This window comes from Cryomorphaceae bacterium 1068 (genome assembly GCA_027214385.1).
Lineage (GTDB): Bacteria > Bacteroidota > Bacteroidia > Flavobacteriales_D > Cryomorphaceae > JAKVAV01.
This window is the reverse complement of the sequence record JAPVXR010000007.1, coordinates 102,385-123,025: the sequence shown is the minus strand read 5'-3', so window position 1 is coordinate 123,025 and position 20,641 is coordinate 102,385. Positions and strand designations below refer to the sequence as shown.

Sequence of the window (20,641 nt, the reverse complement as noted above, 5' to 3'; positions counted from 1 at the left end):
GCTTAGTGATCTTTTATTCCTTTTTTCTTATTGACTTGCGTCAATGTGTATAATATGAAAAATACGGCTAAAAAGTAGAAAAGATACGTACCTATCATCATATAATCTGCTGGGCTGATGTTAATAAGATATAAAGTGTACAGAACAATGGAGAATGCAGAGAGAAAAACGAAAAGCTTTGCCACCTGTGAGTCTGAAAACCCTCGATAAGATAAGTGATGAGTGGTGTGGTCTTTTCCACCAACGAAAGGTGATTGCCCTCTTCTCAGGCGATTGATGGTGACCGTGATTGTATCTGAAATGGGTAAAATAAATACGGTCAACAGGGCTGCTAGGCTATACCAGCCTTGCGAAGTTTCAGGGTCTAAACCTACATTCCAGCAGTAGTGGATACCAACATATCCCAGAATCACTCCCAAAAATTGACTGCCAGTATCTCCCATAAACATCTTACTCGGATGCCAATTGTGATATAGAAATGCAATAAGTGAAGCCAATATTCCGACTATCAGCATAAAATTGACGTCGCCATAAGTGCCCGTAGAAACCATAAAAATCAAAGGAGCGGCTAATATGAAACTTCCTACAGAAGCGGCGATTCCATCCATATTATCCAACATGTTTATGGAATTCATGATGCCCACTACCCAGAATACGGTCAGGGTGTAGTTCATCCAATAGCTTTCAAAGATCGCAATCGATGATCCCGTCAAAACCAAAATGATACCGCATAAAATCTGAATGCTCAGTTTTAGAATAGGTTTAGTATTGTAGGCATCATCGGTAAGCCCCATCAAAAAACCGAGACCGGCACTGAGCAAGAGTCCCGGAATTTGTGGCTCGCTGATAACATCCTTGTAATCATAGAAAAACAAGCACAAGCAAAGACTGATTAAAAAGATGATGAAAAATGAAAGCCCACCAATAGCCGGTTTGGTTTGCGCACTCCATCGAACAGTTACTCCTTCTTGGTTTTTGGTTCCCAGCGTTTTCACAAACCTCAATAAGATGCTATTGATGAGTAGTGCAAATGCTGTCATGGCAATGAAGAAGAAGCTGTAAAAAATGATATAGTATGAGGTGTCTTTCACTATTGAACCAAAAAAGTACTTGTAAAATCTTCGAGCCTATGTTCAGTTTCTTTATCCTTCTGAGATAGAATCGGATCATCAATTTCCCAATTGATAGCTATTGCAGGATCATTCCATTTCAAAGACCTTTCACTGTCTCTGTGATAAAACTCTGAGCACTTGTAACTGAAAATAGTTTGATCTTCCAGCACTGCGAATCCATGTGCAAACCCTTTGGGCACAAAGAATTGTATTCTGTTTTTCGCAGACAGGAGTACTTTGGCATATTCTCCAAATGTAGGCGAGCCATGCCTTAAGTCCACCGCGACATCAATCACGCTGCCCCTTACTACCCGTACCAATTTATCTTGTGCATAAGGCGGCACCTGAAAATGCAGCCCACGAAGTACACCTTTATTTGACATGGATTCATTATCCTGAACAAAGTCCACATCAACTCCGGTGGCTTCTTCGAAAGTCTTCGTATTGAAACTTTCCAAAAAATAACCCCTGTCATCTTCGAAAACGCTAGGTTCTATAGTCAACAAGCCGCTGATGTGGTTCTGAAGAATTTTCATCAGCTACCAAATATTTTTTGGACCCAGGACTTTTTCTCCTTTTTGCCATCCTCGTAATAGCCATAACCGTATCCATATCCATATCCATAGCCATAGCCGTAACCGTAGCCATAGCTGTACCCGTATTTATTTCGATCAACGTCAACACAGTTAAGTACCACTGACAAATTGGGTAAGTTGTTTTCATTGATCAAGCGATCAACCATCTGTACGTATTGCTTTTTTGAAAAGTCAGCACGGAAAATGAAAATAGGATGATCAGCCTCCTTTATCATCGGAATACCATCTGTTACCAACCCTACAGGTGGGTTATCAATTATGATGGTATCGTAATCTTTTTTCAATCTCTCAATTACTTCACTCATTCGTTTCCCAATGATCAATTCAGCTGGGTTTGGAGGGATAGGTCCTGCCGTAATAAAATCTAGGTTTTCGACTTTACTGTTTCTAATACACTCCTCTAAAGAGCTTTTTCCGATCAGCACTGTGCTCATTCCCTTGAGGTTATCAACGTCAAATCCGATGTGGATCTTTGGTTTCCTCATGTCCAAATCCAGTACAATAACTCGTTGCCCTGAATAGGCGATAATTCCTGCAAGGTTGATGGCAACAAACGTTTTTCCTTCTCCCGAAGTCGTTGACGTAATTGATATTACCCTGGGCTCATCGGTAGTTGTGCCTTCTCCCATAAATTGGAGATTCGTTCGTAAGCTTCGAAAAGCCTCAGAAATCATTGATTTAGGACTCTTATCAATGAGCAACTGAGATGTAGGAATATCCTTTTTATACTTTGGAATCATCCCAAGTATATTGATGGAAGCATTTGAAAGCTTGGTGATTTCGCTCAGCGAAGTGATGTTGCTGTGCAGAAGATACTTGATTACAATAATGAGCAGGCTTAAAAGAACTGCCGCCAAAATGGCACTTGTCGTGATCAAGTTTTTCTTTGGCGAGATGGGCTCATTGGAAGAGATCAATCGCTCGAGCACTCTGTTCTCAGGAACGTAGCCCGCCTGAGAGATACGGTATTCCGTTTTCTTTTCCAGAAGGAGCGTGTAGTATTTTTCGTTGATGTCGAAAATTCTCTTGAGTCTGGCAAATTCGAGTTCTTTCTTTGGAAGTTCGCTAAAATCACCTTCGTACTCAGCCAGCTTACCATTTAAAAATTCTTGGCGACGACGAATTTTATCCAATGCCGATTCAATACTTTCGATAATCAGCCTTTTTTGAATATTGATGCTGTAATCAAGTTGTTCGAGTTTGGCACTTCCCTCTTTAATGTCAAATTGTATTTCTTCTCTCGAAACGAGCAGATTTCTCAGACTTTCAAGCATTGAGGCGATTATCGTCTCGTATTTGGTGCCGGTCAGAATAGGTATGATGTTGTAGACATCAACATCAGAATCTGTTTCGATGGTCTCGACCACCTGAGCCAACATACTCTCTTCGAGCTCCAGTTCGACCATCTCGTTTTCAAACTCCCTGAAGTAATCGAAATATAACCCCGAGAGGTTATCCAAATTGGAAATCTTGTTTTCCTTTTTGTAGATATTGAGCAATAGCTCTGAGTCCCTCAGGTTTCGATAAACCGTATCGAGTTGACTATCTATGAATCGAATGATGCTGGTGGCGCTTTGCTCTCTGTTTTCAAGTTCAAACTTGATATACTCCTCGGCATGATTGACCACAAAGTCTCGGGCTATTCCGGGATTATTATCTTTCAAACTCAGCTCCACGGTCTTCGCCGTATTATTGAGAATCTTGATGCCCAGCTGCCTACTATACTGGTTCGCTAATGTCTGCGACCTATTTAGTTTGAAGTAAAACTCAATTTCGCCTTCTTCTACTCGATTAAAATGGTTCGCATCAATAACCAGTAATTTGTAGGTGAAGTAATTGTTTTGGGCTAACTGTCCCACTTTGTGAACCTCTCCAAGTTGAACTCCTCTCAACTCAAGATGGTAGGTGTTGCCTTCCGAAAATCGCACAAAAATCGGGGTGTCCATGATGGAGGAGTCGGCTATGGCAAGAGTCTCAATAACGAAAGATGAGGTAGGATAACGCTGATCAGTGAGTACTTCACCTTTCTCGAAATAAGAGATCTCAAGAGGGAGTTTTTTCACTACTCTTTCCACCAAAAGTTTCGAGCGCATGAGCTCAATCTCTGCTAGTAAGCTGTTGTTGTCGTAAAACTGGTTTACATTCAGTACGCGCTTCGCATTGTCGCTATTACTAAGTTGCAGGACTGTTCTTGCTTCGTAAACGGGAGCGGTATATCTAAGGAAAATATAAGACCCTGCTATAGCCAATGAGACGAAAATAACGACCAAGTAAAGGTTCTTGCGGAGGATATGCAGAAAAAGCCCCAGCTCAAATTCATTGCTGAAATTGGTCAGTCGCTCCTTATAGCTCTCGAAACTATTGTTGATTTTCGATATGTCCTCGCCGTACATGTTCTAATTGACGTTCAAAATGGCAATAAGAAGGGCTGCTGTGGTGATCAGAGTTACGATTGGTGTGATCTCCTCAACAAATTCTCTGGCAATTAAAGGCAGCGGTTCAACATAGACGATATCGTTAGCTTGGACGATCATATCGGCCGCCTTTAGCCCATCAATGGTACTTAAATCGATAAGATAGACTTCCCTTTCGCCTGTTTCGCGATTCTCTCGAAGCAGCTTTATTTTGCTGGAATTTCCTCTGGCATTTACACCACCGGCCATAGCCAGAGCCTCCATGAGAGTAGTATTGGCATTTACAAGCGTGATAACTTGCGCGGTTCCTCCGGCTCCCGGCGATATGATCACCCGGTTGTTCTGAACTTGTAGCATTACAAATGGCTCATTGTAGTAAACAGAGTACATTTCCTCGAGTTTACTCTCAGCCTCTCTGATGGAGAGACCGTCCAGATTTACCCTCCCGAGAACGGGCAGTTTAACTGTACCGTCATCATTTACCAAATAAGAAATTTGGTTTCGCTGATTCGTAATGTTTTGATTGTTCTGACCACCTGCACCGCCCAAGATTCCATTACCGATGGATTGCTCCACAAGAATGTGTCCGTTTCCGGTAAAGAAGTTGAACGTCAAAAGATTATTTGGCGCAATAACCACTTCTGCACGAGCAGAATCAGGTACTTCGTCAAATGTATAATCTGTCGGAGTCTTGAATAATAGGTCCTTGTTGATGGTGCAACTACCTAAAGTAAAAGCTACTAGAGCTAAAAAGAGAATTCTTCTCATGCGGAATTTATTCACGCTATTTTAAACGTCGAAAGTATTAAAATTATACCAATAGCCGCGCGTAAAGAGCAGCAACATCACGGGCTAAACGCTCATAGTGGAACTTATCTTTTACGAATGACCATCCTCTTTCTCCCATGGCCTTCCTAAGATCATCATCGGAAGCAAGCTTTAATAAGTTTTGTTGGAATGCCTCCGTACTGTTTGGATCGCTCAGAAGGGCCGTCTCGTCAGGTATTACTACATCTTCGATACCACCGACTCTAGTGCTCACAATAGCCCTGTTTCCCGCTTGTGCTTCAATCAGACTCACTGGTGTTCCTTCATTTTTCGAAGTCAAGGCTATTATGTCGGAACCTGAATTTACAAAGTCTACATTTTTTACCCAAGATGTGAAGTAAATATCTACATCATCTTCAGAATCGCTGCTGTAGCTGAGTCCTATTTCCGAACAATAACTCTCGAGTTGCGCCCTTGACTCACCATCACCGACTATAAAGCCCTTGATTTTTTTGTTGATTCTCGCCTTGACCCACTTCATAGAGTCTAGAAATAGTTCGTGATTTTTAATCGGGACCAACCTTCCGACAATGGATACAGCGATATCATCGTCTGCCAAAGAAAATTCTTCTCTGAAAACCTCTCTCTTTTTGGCAATACCATCTTGAAAGCGGTTTAAGTCAAATCCCAGTGGGATGACTTCAATTTTTTCAGCAGGACATATTTCATGATCGATCGACAATTCCTCTTTTTGCTTTTCGCTAATGGCAATTATGCGCGTGCTAATCTTTGCAAGCTTTCGCTCAAGGGATTTATAAAACCTCGTTTTGGCGGGGTTGAAATAGGAGTGGAATACATGCCCGTGAAATGTGTGAATAATTACCGGGACATTCATCTGATGCGCGGCCCATCTGCCTAGAGCGCCTGGCTTGGATGCGTGTGTGTGAACAATATCAGGCTTGAATTCGGCTATGATATTTTTAATTTTTCGATAAGCTGCGGCATCATTGAAAACATTAATTTCTCTATGCATTTCATGAAGTACAGTCGGGGTTATGCCCAGATTTTCTACAATGAACTGAGAGCTATCCTCAGTTTCATCTTTCATCCCGCCCAAAAGCATTGTCTCGTATTCCGGAGGCAGGTACTTGGTAAGGTAGGCGGCATTGTAAGTAGGGCCACCAAGATTGAAACGGTTTATTATTCTGAGAATTCGGGGCATAGTGTATCTTGAGCGAAAGACCTAAGGTAAAATTTATGAGGGTGTGGATGTCAAAAAGAAGCGCTCATACCAATGTTGAAAAACCAACAATGCCCACAATGTATGTGGACTGTCGCCAGGTGCCCGACTCAGAGCGTTTTTAATCAAGCCTTGTATTTGATCATAGTCAAAGAGACCTTGCTCTTCAATGAGTTGTTTTTTGAAGAGGCGCTCCAGTCTTTCTCTCAACGGGCCTTTGAACCAATGAGTAAGAGGGGCTTCAAAACCTCTTTTTGACCCTGAGAAAAAACCTTTTGGAAACTCATTCGCGAAAGCTTCTTTCAGCAATATTTTTCCTGAGTTATTATTCAGCTTTATCTCAGCAGGCAGCGAAAAAACGTAGTCTACTAATTCGTGATCCAGAAAAGGTACCCTCACTTCCAAGCTCCGGTGCATGCTCATTCCGTCTACCTTACAAAGCATGTCATTCGCCAGAACCAGCGCGAAATCTGTTTCCAAAACTGAGTTAAAATTTCCCTCATCCAATCGATCGAGATAAGCTCTGATCGTTTGGTTATTTGAATAGCCGCGATGAGATTTGATAAGACCGGCCACTTCCTTTTCGGGTGTGAAACAAGCCCATTCCAGGTAGCGATCTTTGAATTCTGATCGCAGTCCTTTCGAATACCTTTGAATCTTTCGAAAACGATCAAAAGCCTTGTGATTCCTGGAGGAGGGGAGCACATCCAACAATGGGGAAGCATTTTTGAGCAGGCCGTTTTTCCAATCCGACTGCATGGAGCGCAACAAAGCGCGGTGCTTATTGTACCCTCCGAATAGCTCATCTGCTCCATCACCGCTAAGGCTTACTTTAACCTTTTTGCGAGCAAACTCCGAAAGCATATTCACCAGAATCCCCGACGAATCGGCAAAGGGTTCGTCCATCGCGTTCAGAATATCATCCAAATGTCGGTCGAGGTCGTTTTCGGTCACTTCCAAAATGTGGTGGTCTACCCTAAGGTGCTTCGCTATTTGAGCAGCCTTTTGACTTTCGTCAAAATAGGGTTGATCGGGAAAGCCAATGGAGAAAGCGGGAATTGATCGATCAAATTGGGAGGCTATCTGAGTGATGATCGAGGAGTCAACCCCTCCACTTAAAAAAGTTCCTAACGGAACATCCGAAACCATTCGCTTACGAACCGACTCCGTAAGTTTTTCTCTTATGGCTTTCTTCGCCTCATCAGCAGAGATATCCTTCGTCTTGCTTATATCTAACTCATAGAAAATTTCCTCATTGACCGAATCACCATGAAAGTGCAAACAGGTGCCTGGTGCGAGTTTATGAACGTGGCTTAAGATGGTCTTTGGGAAAGGGATATAACTTAAGCCGAGGTATAGGGACAGACTTTCTTGATCAATTTCCGGTTTCGATAAGTAGGGCATGACCGTACCCAAACTACTCCCAAATATTACTTCATCACTTGATCGATGATAGTACAAAGGCTTTATACCATAGCGGTCTCGACCTATGATCAGCCTGTTTTCACTTTCGCTATAAAAGCCGAAAGCGAAAAAACCGTTAACTTTTTTCAAAAAACTCACACCCTCTTCAATCAATCCGATCAACAAGACTTCGGTATCTCCCTTCGTCTGAAAAGAGTACCCCTTTGAAGTCAGCTCTGTTTTGAGCTCTTTATAGTTGTAGATTTCACCGTTGAAGATTAAACTGTGTGATCCCTTCTTCATCGGTTGATCTGAACGGGAGTCTGTATCAATGATGGAGAGTCTTCGATGGGCTAAAGCACATTTCGGAAAAACGGCTTTCCCTTTGGCATCTGGACCTCTCTTTGCAATAGCTTCTGAGGCTTTGGATAAAGCTTCCAACCTCGATGTCGAGATATCTTTTTTACTCCATATACCCGCTATTCCACACAAAACAGTTCTTTTACGAGGCCGAAAGTATACGAAAAGGGCCTTTTTTGGCATTATAGTTTTGAAAGAATTCAACAATGACATTAAAAAGCGTAGTTCTCATCATCAGTGCAATTTTTTTAAATCTAGTTTCTGAAGCTCAAATTGAGCGACTGGTCGCCGATGCCGACTTGGCAGGAGCCACCATTTCTGCCATGCTCGCAGACGCACTGACGGGCGAAGAGATTGAGTCATACAATAAGGAAGTACTAGCTTGTCCCGCTTCGGTTTGGAAATTGGCTACCACCTCTGCGGCCTTGGGAAATTTGGGCAGAGATTTTCGGTTTAATACCCACCTGGCCTACACGGGTGAAATCAAGGATAGTGTATTGTATGGTGATGTCCTTATTCTTGGTTCAGGCGATCCATCTCTTGGGTCGAGGCATTTCGATGGTGGTTTTGATGAGTTTATTGAGAACTATACTCAATTTGTGATCGCAGCCGGCATTGATTCCATTGCAGGTAATGTGATTGGCAATGGAGCTCACCTCCAAGGTCAAACTATACCGGGAACTCGGGTTTGGGAGGATATGGGTAATTATTTCGGTGCAGGAATCCACGGCTTGAATTTCAATGACAATACGTATTTCCTAAACTTCAAAACTCCTGATGAGCCGGGCCTTCCCGCCGAATTGCTCAGCGTTTACCCCGAAGTGCCGGGAATGGTGATTGAATCGGAAGTTGAGAGCAGTACCATCCAATCTGACCAAGCATACATTTATGGTTCACCGTTGGAAATGAAGCGGACTGTCAGAGGTACTTTGCCTCTTGGGCAAGACCGATACACCATTAAAGGCAGTATTCCTGATCCCGCGCTATTCATGGCGTACCATCTGCGGGAGAGATTAAGTGATGCGGGTATTCCGTCAAACGGATATGTGGCAGAGAAGGAGCAATTTCGCGAACCGATTACTTACAAGAAATTGGCCACGACAGTTTCCGTTCCGCTCAGCGAAATGGTGAAACATATCAATCGGGAAAGCGATAATTTGATGGCAGACGGTTTGTTGGTGCAGCTTGGTGCAAAGCAGGGGAACCCGTCAATTGAAGGTGGTATTGCTGCGTTGGAAGAATATTTAAAGAAAATCTGGGGTAAGGACGCTACATTCTTCGCCTATGACGGTAGTGGACTTTCCCGATTTACAGCCGTTTCTGCATTGCAACTCACGCAGCTTTTAGTGAGTATGCGAACTTCACAAGTTCAGAAGCAGTATCTGCTGGATGTGCTTCCCGAAGCAGGTAAGGAGGGGAGTGTGAAGTGGTTCGGACAACGCACCAATTTATCCGGAAATACCAAATTGAAATCCGGAAGTATGAAGAATGTAAAGGCTTATGCCGGTATTTTTCAAACGTATTCGGGAAGGGAGCTGGCTTTCGCTATCATGGTAAATAATTTCGAAATATCAGGGACTGAGGTCAGAAAGAAAATTGAAGATTGGCTCATACGGGCGTATGGCCACTACTAGAATGCCATTCTAATAACCTTCTTCTCAGGTTTTTTTTCCTCGCGTTCCTGCCCTTGCATGCAATGCTTAGTGTAGATTTCCTGAGCTTCAAGGTCGCCCATTTCTCCGGCTTTAGCATACAATTCGCAAGAGTCTTCTTTCTTACCTGAAAAGTAGAGTGCCTCACCTTGATAGTAATAGAAATCTCGGGGGTTAGGCAATTGCTCGGGTTTTACTTCATCGAGCAGACTCAGACCCTTTTCGTACTGCTCATTGGCTATGAGGATAACCGCCATATTGTATTTCGCTACGGCTAAATTTGGGTCCAATTCCAGTACCTTTTCATAATCGCGCAGTGCCAACGAATACTCTTCCATTTCGGCGTAGGCGGCTGCACGCATGTAAAGAGCATCTCTGTACTCAGGTTTTAGCTTGATGGCTTTTGAATAATGCCTTAATGCTGCAGATGTTCTGTAATTGAAGTAGTCCAAGTTGCCCATGAAATAATGGGCTTCGGGTAAATCTGAATCGAGTTTTAATGCAGTTTTGAGCCTTTCTTTTGCCTCGTCCATCTGCTTGAGATTAAGAAATGCCGCACCATAATTTGCATTGAGCAAAGCTGATTCTTTTTGAAGAGTTTCAGCTCTTTCGTAGGATTGGATAGCGGCAACAAATTTCTCTTCTTTTTGAAAGCAATTTCCCCGCAGCAGCAGTGCTTCAAAGTTATTGTTATCGCTGTCTATCAACTTTTCCAAGATGAAAATGGCATCTTGAAAGTCACCGTTTTCATAGAGCAATTCCGCCTTTTTGAGTTCGTCGAGCTCTTGACTGAAAGAATGCAGCGAGATCAATAAAAATAAAAGAGTGAATATCCGCATATGACGCTTTATACGCGGATTTATTAGAAAAGTTAATGACTCAAAATAAAGGCTTTAATGCGTTTCGAGTCGAGGTGGTCGAGTGCTAAGTGAGCCGCCTTAAAACGGTCATTCATTAGCTCAGGCACTACGCTAACGTTCATTTTTGCTGCCAATCCCGCTACCATGCCGTGAAATGAATCTTCAAAGACTAGGCAATTTTCGTTTCGCACTCCCAGCTTTTTCGCCGTATGAATGAAAACAGCGGGATGCGGTTTTCCGTATTCTTCGTGTTCGGCAGAGTGCAATATTTCAAAGGTACCCTCGAGTCCGAGTCGCTTCACCGTAGCCTTGATCAAACGCATGGCCGAAGAAGAAGCAATCGCAGTTTTTAGCTTTAGCTCATTGCAAAGAGAGATGGTCTCCATGACACCTTGCAATGGCACGCCTTCGGTTTCGATCAGGTTTTGTACATGAGCGAGTATTTGCTCCTCGACCTGCTCTTTTGATTTATTGTTCCAAGGTTTTCTGGAATACCAAAGGTCTACCACTTCATTAAGTCGATAGCCCATGGTTTCGCGGCAATCATCTTCTGTAAGTGAGATTCCCACTGTGGCGAATACGGCTATTTCGGCTCGGCGCCAAAAAGGCTCGCTGTCAATGAGCAGCCCATCCATATCAAATATGACTGCTTCGATCATGTATCTCTCCAGAAATAACCGGTGAAAATTATGAGTACGGTAAAAATCTCAAGTCTACCGACTACCATCAATGCACCCAAAATCCACTTCGCCAAAGAAGGAATTTGGGAGAAGGTTAAAGAAGGTCCCGTTTCGTTCAATCCCGGTCCTACATTACCCAAGGAGGTGGCTACGGAACCCATTGCCGTGAGCGCATCCATTCCAAGCAGAGTTAGCGAAACCGACCCAATACCGAAAATGGTGAGGTAAATAATCACAAAGGCCAGAATGTTTCTGGTGATTTCGTGGGCTACTGCTTTGCCGTTGAAGCGTACCGGAATTATTGCCGAAAGGTGCAATTGTCTTTTAAACTCAGTGATGGAGTTTTTAGCAATCATCAAGTGACGGATGATTTTCACTCCACCGGCGGTCGAACCCGCAGAGCCACCCACAAACATCAAAGTGAAGAAAATCAAAGCCACACTACCGCCCCATACAGTGAAATCAGCTGTGGCAAACCCCGTAGTGGTGAGAACTCCGACTACCTGAAAAATACTTTCGCGAAATGCCTGTTCCAGAGGAAGCCCACTTTTGAACATTAGGATAATCGAAACCACCACGGTTACCCCAAAAGTCAGAGTAGTGTAGGCTCGAAATTCTTCGTTTTGCCAGATTCGAGCAAATTTGCCTTTAAGGGCCAAGTAAATCAGTACAAAACTGGTTCCGCCGAGGAACATGAAAAAGGTGATGATGTACTCGATGGCGGGCGATTCGAAGTACGCGATACTAGCTTGTTTCGTGCTGAATCCACCTGTAGACATGGTGGTAAGGCTATGATTTATGGCGTCAAAAAAAGACATTCCGGCGAAGTAGAGTATCACCATTTCTATCAAGGTCAAGCCTATGTAGAGAAACCAAAGTCGCTTTGCGGTATCTTGAATTCGCGGCTGAATCTTATCTGCCGTAATACCTGGTGCTTCCGCCAAAAAGAGCTGCATTCCGCCGATGCCGAGGGAAGGAAGAATACTGATAACTAATACAATAAATCCCAAACCACCGACCCATTGGGTAAGGCTTCGCCAAAAGAGAATGCTCTCAGGCAGACTTTCAATATCGTCCAAGATCGTAGCCCCCGTGGTAGTAAACCCTGAGATGCTCTCAAAAAAAGCATTGGTAAAATTGGGAATGGAATCGGTGAGCATAAAAGGTACCGCTCCGCTCATTGCCATCACCACCCAACTTAACGTCACGATGATATATCCATCCCGCTTTTTGATGTTTCTTCTTTTGGCGTGATGAAAAGTAGAAAACCAAAGCAAAGCTCCGAGGACACCGCTCACTCCGACCGAACTGATCCAATTGATCAATGTGCCGTCATCAAAATATACGGCAAACGGGATGCAGGAAAGCATCAACCCGGCATTGATAAAGAGCAATACGCCGAGGATATTAATAATACCGATTAGATTGATTCTCACTTAAAGTACGATTCTACCTTGTGAATACATTGTAACTTAGAAAGCACAACGATATGGTCTTTTTCTGCAAACTCAAAATTGCTATCGGGAATGCGGCCATGCCCATCGCGAACGACTCCTCCGACTACTGCATTTTTTGGAAACTTTAAATCTCCGATAGTCTTTCCTATGATTTTTGCATTCGGCGGAACCTCAAACTCCAAAACTTCCACATCTGCTCCGTGCAAGCTCGTTAAAGAAAGCACTTCACCCTGACGTATGTAGCGGAAAATGAAGTTGGCAGCGATCAATTTTTTATTGATCAAAGTGTCTACCCCAATGCTCTGCGAAAGGTGGATGTAGTCAATGTTTTCTACCAAGGCGATGGTTTTATCCACACCATGGTTTTTAGCGACCAGACTTGTAATGATATTGGTTTCACTATTGCCCGTTACGGCAATAAATGCATCCATTTCAGATAGGTTTTCTTCCTCGAGGATATCTACGTTTCTACCGTCGGCATTGATGATGAGCGTGTCGGGAAGCTGCTCTGCCAATTTGATGCACCGCTCTTTTATTGGCTCGACCAACTTTACTCGGTACTGCTTGCTCAGAGCTTTTGCAGCGTGGTATCCCACTGCACTACCTCCCAAAATCATGATGTGCTTGATTTCAACACGATCTTTTTTGAAAATCTCCAATACCCGATCCAGTCCTTCAGGATTGGCGCAGAAATAGGCGTGATCATTAATCAAAAAGCGCGTATCCCTCTTCGGAACGATCGTTTCGTTGTTTCTCAGAATGGCTACGGTGATGAAGTTCTTTTCGCTATTCAAGTGGGATAACTCCTCGATGGTTTTTCCGGCCACAAGGCTATCGTGCTCCACTTTCAAGCCCATTATTGAAAGCTTGCCTTTGTCAAAATCGATGAAGTCTGTCAGAGCTGACTCTTTGCAAAGTCGCTTGATTTCACGAGCGGCCAATGAGGCAGGCGAGATTAACTCGTCGATACCGATTTCGGCCATGTCCAGTTTTTCTTTGCTGGTCAGAAATTCTACGTTTGAGATCCGAGCTACCGTTCGCTTTGCACCGAGGTGCTTGGCCATGATGCAGGTGGTAATATTGACATCCTCGCTGTTCGTGACACCGATGACCAAGTCTGCCTTCTGCACCTTCGCACTGGTCAGCATATTGATGGAGGTCGAACTTCCCTCCAATACTTCCAAATCCAAGTGCTGTGAAATGTGCTGTAAAGAGTCGGGATCTTTATCGATTACCGTTAAGGCATGCCCCTCCATTGTTAGGAGTTTCGCTAAGTGAAATCCTACTTCTCCTGCACCGGCTATGATAACTTTCATTCAAGATGTCTTCTGAAAAATTTGTACAAATATAAGGAGACGCAGCGCTTTAAATCACCCTTCATCCATTTCTATTCTCCACGCCACATTCTTTACTTTTTTTAATTGAGAAAAATTCATTCATCGCCGTTCATGCTGCTTTTAATCCCTACTTTTGCCGCACGTACTTCAAGGTTGTCCGCCTGTGGCGGACCGAAAGAGGGGAATCGTGTGAAAGTCACGAGCTGTTGCGCAACTGTAAGCAGACATGGAGCTGTAAGCCAGAATGCCTCCCTTGACGTATGGATTTTGCTTTCGCACAAAGAGCAATGTTCAAACTCGTCACCCAAGCAGTTTTCTGCTGCTTGATAGGTTTCCCTGTTTCTACATATCGTCTTTTTGCGAAGTGAGTTTTGCAAGAAGATTATGAATGTCAGCTTAAGACATGTGCTTTTACTTTGGGTCATTTTCGGCCTTTCGGCAATGACGGCGAAGGGTCAAGCGGACACCTTGCTTCAAATTCCCGTGGTCGAAATTTCGGCTGAAGGCATTCGTAGTCAGAGTCCGGGCTCGCAAGTGAAGCAGTGGACAGCTGCAGAGATAAATTCGATATCTGCTTCAGACCTTTCGGAACTACTGCGAGAAGAGGGGATTTACATCAAGTCCTACGGCTTGGGAAGCTTGGCTACTTCTTCCTTTCGCGGCGGAGCGGCGGGTCACACATTGGTGCTTTGGAATGGATTGCCCGTGCAAAGCCCTATGCTGGGCCAACTCGATTTGAGCTTGCTGCCACTCGGCTCTTTCAATTCCGTGCGATTGCAGCGCGGCGGTGGTTCGGGAGCATGGGGAAGCGGTGCCATCGGCGGTGTCATTAATCTGGAGAATGGAATTTCATTCTCGAATGGTGTTGGTGTGAGCTCCGAAACCGTACTTGGAGATTTCGGCAGGCTGCGGCAAGCCACATCCATTCAGCTGAGTTCAAAGATCTTTTCGTCCAAAACCACATTCGAGTACCGCGAAGCACGCAATGATTTTCGATATCCCATTTCGCCTGATTTGCCCGAAAGGGAACAAACCAACGCCGAATTGAGTCAGCGAATTTTCACGCAGGATTTGGGTTGGAAGATTTCTGATAAAGATCAACTCACCGCGCATATTTGGCATCAAAACTCCTTTCGGGAAATTCCTCCCACCAATGTGCAAACGAGAAGTCTGGCCGAACAAAGAGATGAGGTGACACGCACCATGCTGAAGTATCGGCGCGAGTCGGCCCGTTTTAAGTTAAATGTCAAAGCTGCTTTTTTTGACGAGCAAATTCTTTTCTCCGATCCGTCCATTGGCCTTGAAGCTCCCAGTGGTTTCCAGACGTATTTGGCGGAAGCCTCAGGAGAATTTTCGCTGAGTGAAAAGAATGGGTTTTTTATCGGACACACCCAAACTGTCACACAAGCTGAGGCAGATGAGTACAGAGAAACAGCCCGAGAGCACCGCTGGTCTGTCTTCGGAATGTGGCGCTACACGGCAAGAGACTTGACTCTTCAAGCCGAGTTGCGTCAAGAATCTTTTGACGGAGAGCTGGTTTCGCCCGTTCCGTCTATTGGTGCGGAATACAGCCCGATTAAGAATTGGTTGATCAAAGGGAAGATCTCAAAGAATTTCAGGCTTCCTACGCTGAATGATCGCTTTTGGGTGCCAGGCGGAAACCCCGATCTCAAAGCTGAATCGGGCTGGAGTCAGGAGGCCACCATTGAGAATCGCTTTCTAATCGAGAATTCGGTGTTCAAATGGTCGATTACGGGCTTTAACCGCGAAATTGATAATTGGATCATGTGGAGCCCGCAGCAAGGTTCAGGATTTTGGTCAGCCTCAAATCTGGCAACGGTTTGGAGCCGAGGCCTTGAGTTAAGAGCAAGCAGTAGAATCTACATCTCAAATCTTGAACTTTTCATCGACGGAGGTTACGATAAGACCCTGTCCACTAATGGAGGAAATTCAGATGTGCCCGGAATGGAGGTGGGAGCGCAATTGCTTTACACCCCTGAGCAAATGGCTTTTGTCTCAGCTAAAGTTGAGATCCGTGGCCTGTCCATCTCGTATCGGCATTCCTATACGGGAGCCTCCAGAGGGGTGAACGAGCCCATTCCCGAATTCCACACGGCCGATGTCCGTCTTCAGTATTCCGGCGAAGCCAAGCAAGACAAAGGCAAAGTCTGTGCTTCTTTTTTCTTCGATATCATGAATCTATACGATGCCGACTACTTCGTCATCGATCGCCGCCCCATGCCGGGTATAAACTTTCAAGCGGGTATCCGCATTTCCTACGATCATGTGAAAACCAATCAATGAAAAACTTAATTCTACCTCTTTTTGCAATCGCCTTCACCATTTCCAATGCCCAAACAACCACCGCGGGTTTTGAGAATTTCGACCTACAGCCTGAATCCTTTTTAAATGGAAGTGACTTAAGCGGGGGCTTCGGCGATGGTGCTATTTTCTTGCCCAACGATTACAACACCGACTTTTCCAGCTGGTCGGGCTGGGCGATTACCAACAAATCAGATAACACGACTCCCGGCTTTACGAATCAATACAGCGCCATCACAGGCCAAGGTCTGAATTCAGATACCTACGCCACAGGTTATGTTTCGGGTGAGTCCGTCGTACGTCTGGAAAATGGAGCAAGCCAAGAAGGAGTGTACATCACCAACAGCACTTACGCCTATTTCAGCATGCTGGACGGCGATTCCTTCTCCAAGAAATTTGGCGGCCTCACGGGCAACGATCCCGATTTTTTCTTGCTGACGATTCAGGCCTATTCAGGTGGAGAGCTTATGCCAAACGAAGTGGAATTCTATTTGGCTGACTTCACCTTTACCGACAATTCTCAGGACTACATCGTAGACGAGTGGACGTACGTTGATCTCTCAAGCCTAGGCGCTGCCGACAGCCTTTCGTTCACGCTTACCTCCAGCGATGTCGGAGAGTTCGGGATGAATACCCCTGCTTATTTCTGTATCGATGATTTTATCACCAATAATCTCCTTTCAACTCGAAACGAGCAAGAAGCATTGTTCCAAGTTTATCCCAACCCCACAACAGATCGCATTCGCATTTCAGGAGAATCCATCCCTGAATTGATTTCTGTTTTTGATGTGAACGGGAGACTCGTTTTGCAAGAGAAGAATGTGAATGAAATCAATTTGGAAAATTTGCAAACGGGTACCTATATTTTGCAGGCGCTGATTGGTGGAGTTGTTTCTTCTCAATCGGTAGTAAAAAGATAATGGACAATAAGATCCGATTTGATATACTGCCCTTGTTCATGAAGTGAATAGTCAACAGCGCTATGCTGCACTTGCAATGATGCGGCTTTCCCAACGGTAAATTATTGATTAGTGGCAGATTGCGGGCCTCTTTCTTTTCAAATCGCTACGCGGTTAGACCGGTATATAAATCTCAATTTTTAGCACTTTTCCTGCCATTACTTGTACAAAATATTGTAATTCGTTTTGTCAATCTTGAATTTGGAAAATAAAAAAGTCTGCGTATGATGAGACCTCATTAATCCCGTTAAATGGATGCTTGTTAGGGATCTGTTTTATCATCCTAAAATTAGGAGCATTGTGTTCAACCCAGTTCGTAAATTTTCGATGTTTTACGTGTGCAGCCACATTATTATTCTCATGTTCGTCATCATTTGAAGAATAAATTATTACGTATTTATTGGATGAAGAAAACAACTTCTTCATATAATCAAAATAGGTGATGTCTTCAATCAGGTGATAAATAACATCAAGGCTTAACACGAGATCGGCTTTTTCCTTATTGTAGGATTCTAAGGTTTCAAACTGTTTTGTCGAATCAGATTCGTACATGTCACGGCATTTATTTATCGCAGTTCTGCTGACATCAAAACCAATGTAGGATTTAAAATTGAAATACTTTAGTTGATTTCCATCTCCACACCCAAACTCTATAACTGTTTCGATATCATTTTTCTTTACAAATTCATTAATCACTTCGGCTTTAAATTCAGCTAAAATATTATAAGAACCTGCTCCGGAGTCACCTCCTAATTTATATCTGTTTTCCCAATATTCACCTGAATTTCTAAACTCTGAGGTGCCATAAACATTCTTATAAAAATACATTGCTATATTTCTTAATAGAGGAATTTTCTTGATTGCACTTTTGATTTTATTCATAATTTTTGAGATTTATTCAATGACTTACAACGTTTTGGCTATGGTGCGTATCCCTCAGGGTATGCGCTATAGCTGTTGTTAGGCACTTTTTTTGTCATACAAAACGATAAAATATTTCCCATTTTTTTCTCCAAATAAAATTTAATGTTCTGAAGGTTTGGCGAATTGATTTAGTTGACAAAAAACCAGTCGATAACATATTTTGAAAGAAGAAGTATTTGGAAGTAGGTTCTGGATATTTTCGGTCTAAAAACATTCCAGAAACTTGAAGTGTACCTGTTCCCCACTCATATTTAAACGTATACCAGCAAACTTGACTACACATTGAGTATCTCGTGTTTTCCTTGGAAGTTTCAGTCCATTTGCCATTTTTAGGGTCTATAAAAATAGATCTATCTATATCATGAATATAAATTCCAAAAGGTTTTACCATTCTTCTGAATGGGTATTTAATTTTCTTTTTAAATATTTTCAAGTTTGCCTCTATTGCTAAAGTAATTTCTTGAAAAGGAATTTGAGCGGGAGTAGGATCAATGATCATTTTTTTAAAATCCCTCATATATTTTTCAACGGCTAATTTTGAATTAAAAAAGGTGTTATTAGTGTCGATTTTATCATGAGGGTACATAAATTGAATTTCAGGAATTTGAATTTTGGCAATATCTTCTGGCGAATTAATCCAATCATTCATTCTAGAATTTTCTTCATTACAGAAGTAGACAAAACTCGCAAATGGAATTATATATTGGGGTGAAAAAATTTCTTTTTGTAGGAAGAGGTCCTCAATCTTCTTCTTTGAAGCTCCGATTTCATCTTCTTGATTACCAACCCAATTTGCAAATGAAAATTGAGTAAAAAGAAAATCAACTTTTCCAATTTGTCTTGAGATGTATTCGTATTGTTTTTTTCTGAAGACACAGTCGTTCAAATTAACGATACTTTTATTGTCAGATTTTATGGCTAGAAACGAATCCATTGAACCAGCAGAACCACAGTATAATTCAAATTTATCTACACTCGTCCATTTATAAATAGGTAATTCGATTACTTGAGAAAACCCGAGTTTTTCAAACGCATCTTTTAGTCTTGTTGATGCGTGTTTTTGATAAAGGATTTTAATTCTTTTCTTATCATGGATATCAATTCCTTTTAAAGTTGGGAAATTGAAATGATCAGGATGTTCATGAGTAACAAAAATGTAATCTACTCCCGAGTAGTCAACCTCAATATCTCCAGTAAGAAGAGCCCAACTGTCATTGAAAGTTTTACTCTTTGTCCAAGGGTCAATAAATATTTTTTTTGATCCTGCTTCTACAATGAATCCAGCATGTGATACAAATTCAATTTTCATAATTCATTCTCTTAATTGTGCCTAACGCTCAGGCTATGACACGTGCGGACTTTCACCGCCAATCTCACATCCGAAGCCTTAAATTTCACTCCCAAATTAACCTCTTTTCTCCGAAGACCAAAACCCGCATGTGATCATAGGTCTTGTTGTGTTCAGTCTTTATTTTTTTTGCACCCTACCAACATTCTCAGCGATCGGGCCCCGCGGCGCTTCAAAAAGTCATCCACTTTCCTATTCCACTGACGGCAGAGTCTCGGCTCACCTTCAAAGCGATCAGATCCTAAAATGATTTCCCGTGGCGTTCGCAGAAGCTGTAAGCGAAAAATCCGCGACTACTTCGTCCGCTCGCGTCTCTATTCACGCTTTAATCCTCCGTCGGTATCAGACTCGTCGGCCCGATCACATCCGCGCTCCGCTCCCGTCAAATTCGGGCCCAAACCGTACCCGAGATAACTTTTCTTTCAATTGAACACAACAATTGAATAACACGCACTCGTGCGGGTTATTCAGCTTATGGTTGATGTTTTTTTATGTTCTCGATGATGTCTTCACTCTTCTGTATTTCTCTACACAAGTATAACCAATAAAAGCTTTGCGGCGCTGCTGCAGCTCATTGCAATGCAACGGTTCAAAGCCGTAGAATTGAATTACACGTATATTCATACGTATAATCTGATTCTACGACTATCGGGAAAATTTAATTTATAAGATCCTCTCCACTGCATTTGCAAGTCTGTTGCTTCTCCAAGAATAGAATGATACTATACTTCCTTGCGGTGGCTAAAACCTGGTTTTTCTAGAATACCTCAAATATTATTTGCGCAGATGAGGGTTGTTTCTTCCCAATTGGTAGTAAAGCAGTAATCCGCAATACTTATCTTTGCACTCTTGAATTTTCGTAAAAATATCGCTTTAGCTTTTGCCTTGCTTATGGGGCTGCTTCTTTCCGAGGCCGGCTTGCATACCTTATTGCACGAAAGTCACCATGAGGAGGAGCAACATGAAACCTGTGATGGTCATCACCACGAAGCGGATTCAAGTCAAGATTCAATCTGTTCTCACGAACACCAATGTGAGCTTTGTGTGCTCATCCAAACAAGCACTAATTTTTTACCTCAGGTAAAATCACAAGGCTTTGTAAAAGCATTGCCCAAAGCTCATTTTTACCAATATGAAAATGTTGTTTGCTTTGATCCTCTGGAAGTTTCGAGCCCTCGAGCTCCGCCTGTTGCCTAATCCCAAGACAG

16 protein-coding genes and 1 riboswitch are annotated in these 20,641 nt (G+C 43.0%); of the genes, 4 read left to right on the top strand and 12 right to left on the bottom strand.

The features are described from left to right. Positions 1–2: 2 nt before the first annotated feature. From O3Q51_10615 to asnB, 6 genes are read right to left on the bottom strand one after another with little or no spacing between them, the layout of a single operon-like run. On the bottom strand, positions 3–1,091 hold the full coding sequence (locus tag O3Q51_10615) for an MraY family glycosyltransferase (GenBank protein ID MCZ4409266.1): 1,089 nt from the start codon (positions 1,089–1,091) through the stop codon (positions 3–5). Then, positions 1,091–1,648, bottom strand: coding sequence for a dTDP-4-dehydrorhamnose 3,5-epimerase (gene rfbC / locus O3Q51_10610; GenBank protein ID MCZ4409265.1), 558 nt, complete (start codon positions 1,646–1,648; stop codon positions 1,091–1,093). The genes O3Q51_10615 and rfbC overlap by 1 nt, the downstream gene beginning before the upstream one ends. Beyond that, on the bottom strand, positions 1,648–4,101 hold the full coding sequence (locus O3Q51_10605) for a polysaccharide biosynthesis tyrosine autokinase (GenBank protein MCZ4409264.1): 2,454 nt from the start codon (positions 4,099–4,101) through the stop codon (positions 1,648–1,650). Before O3Q51_10605 ends, rfbC begins: the two co-directional genes overlap by 1 nt. A gap of 3 nt (positions 4,102–4,104) precedes the next feature. After that, positions 4,105–4,890, bottom strand: a complete 786-nt coding sequence (locus tag O3Q51_10600; protein ID MCZ4409263.1) for a polysaccharide biosynthesis/export family protein — start codon at positions 4,888–4,890, stop codon at positions 4,105–4,107. A 43-nt stretch (positions 4,891–4,933) separates the two neighbouring features. After that, a complete protein-coding gene (locus O3Q51_10595) occupies positions 4,934–6,112 on the bottom strand; it encodes a glycosyltransferase (protein MCZ4409262.1) in 1,179 nt (392 codons plus the stop codon). Positions 6,113–6,145: 33 nt separating this feature from the next. Beyond that, positions 6,146–8,077 (bottom strand): asparagine synthase (glutamine-hydrolyzing), encoded by a 1,932-nt coding sequence (gene asnB, locus O3Q51_10590; GenBank protein ID MCZ4409261.1) that lies wholly within the window; start codon positions 8,075–8,077, stop codon positions 6,146–6,148. A gap of 23 nt (positions 8,078–8,100) precedes the next feature. On the opposite strand from asnB, the gene dacB reads away from it, so the two are divergent. Beyond that, positions 8,101–9,528 (top strand): D-alanyl-D-alanine carboxypeptidase/D-alanyl-D-alanine-endopeptidase, encoded by a 1,428-nt coding sequence (gene dacB, locus O3Q51_10585; protein ID MCZ4409260.1) that lies wholly within the window; start codon positions 8,101–8,103, stop codon positions 9,526–9,528. Here dacB and O3Q51_10580 read toward each other — a convergent pair. The 4 genes from O3Q51_10580 to trkA form a co-directional block, all read right to left on the bottom strand. Then, positions 9,525–10,385, bottom strand: coding sequence for a tetratricopeptide repeat protein (locus O3Q51_10580; protein ID MCZ4409259.1), 861 nt, complete (start codon positions 10,383–10,385; stop codon positions 9,525–9,527). The genes dacB and O3Q51_10580 overlap by 4 nt on opposite strands. A gap of 32 nt (positions 10,386–10,417) precedes the next feature. Then, a complete protein-coding gene (hxpB, locus tag O3Q51_10575; GenBank protein ID MCZ4409258.1) occupies positions 10,418–11,065 on the bottom strand; it encodes a hexitol phosphatase HxpB in 648 nt (215 codons plus the stop codon). Further along, on the bottom strand, positions 11,062–12,456 hold the full coding sequence (locus O3Q51_10570) for a TrkH family potassium uptake protein (protein MCZ4409257.1): 1,395 nt from the start codon (positions 12,454–12,456) through the stop codon (positions 11,062–11,064). The genes hxpB and O3Q51_10570 overlap by 4 nt, the downstream gene beginning before the upstream one ends. A 62-nt stretch (positions 12,457–12,518) precedes the next feature. Then, a complete protein-coding gene (gene trkA / locus O3Q51_10565) occupies positions 12,519–13,859 on the bottom strand; it encodes a Trk system potassium transporter TrkA (GenBank protein MCZ4409256.1) in 1,341 nt (446 codons plus the stop codon). 154 nt (positions 13,860–14,013) lie between these two features. Further along, a riboswitch (cobalamin riboswitch) is annotated at positions 14,014–14,151 on the top strand. 113 nt (positions 14,152–14,264) lie between these two features. Here trkA and O3Q51_10560 point away from each other — a divergent pair. Together O3Q51_10560 and O3Q51_10555 are read left to right on the top strand one after the other, a co-directional pair. Then, on the top strand, positions 14,265–16,184 hold the full coding sequence (locus O3Q51_10560; protein MCZ4409255.1) for a TonB-dependent receptor: 1,920 nt from the start codon (positions 14,265–14,267) through the stop codon (positions 16,182–16,184). Further along, complete coding sequence (locus O3Q51_10555) at positions 16,181–17,122, top strand: DUF4465 domain-containing protein (protein MCZ4409254.1); 942 nt, start codon at positions 16,181–16,183, stop codon at positions 17,120–17,122. Before O3Q51_10560 ends, O3Q51_10555 begins: the two co-directional genes overlap by 4 nt. Before the next feature lie 228 nt (positions 17,123–17,350). Here O3Q51_10555 and O3Q51_10550 read toward each other — a convergent pair whose 3' ends face one another. Next, positions 17,351–18,043: a methyltransferase domain-containing protein gene (locus O3Q51_10550; GenBank protein ID MCZ4409253.1), complete on the bottom strand. Its 693-nt coding sequence runs from the start codon at positions 18,041–18,043 to the stop codon at positions 17,351–17,353. Positions 18,044–18,137: 94 nt separating this feature from the next. Further along, positions 18,138–19,394 carry an MBL fold metallo-hydrolase gene (locus tag O3Q51_10545; GenBank protein MCZ4409252.1) on the bottom strand — a complete coding sequence of 419 codons (1,257 nt, stop codon included), beginning with the start codon at positions 19,392–19,394 and terminating at the stop codon, positions 18,138–18,140. An 888-nt stretch (positions 19,395–20,282) separates the two neighbouring features. Between O3Q51_10545 and O3Q51_10540 the strand changes: the two genes are divergently transcribed. Continuing rightward, a complete protein-coding gene (locus O3Q51_10540) occupies positions 20,283–20,630 on the top strand; it encodes a hypothetical protein (GenBank protein ID MCZ4409251.1) in 348 nt (115 codons plus the stop codon). Positions 20,631–20,641 lie beyond the last annotated feature (11 nt).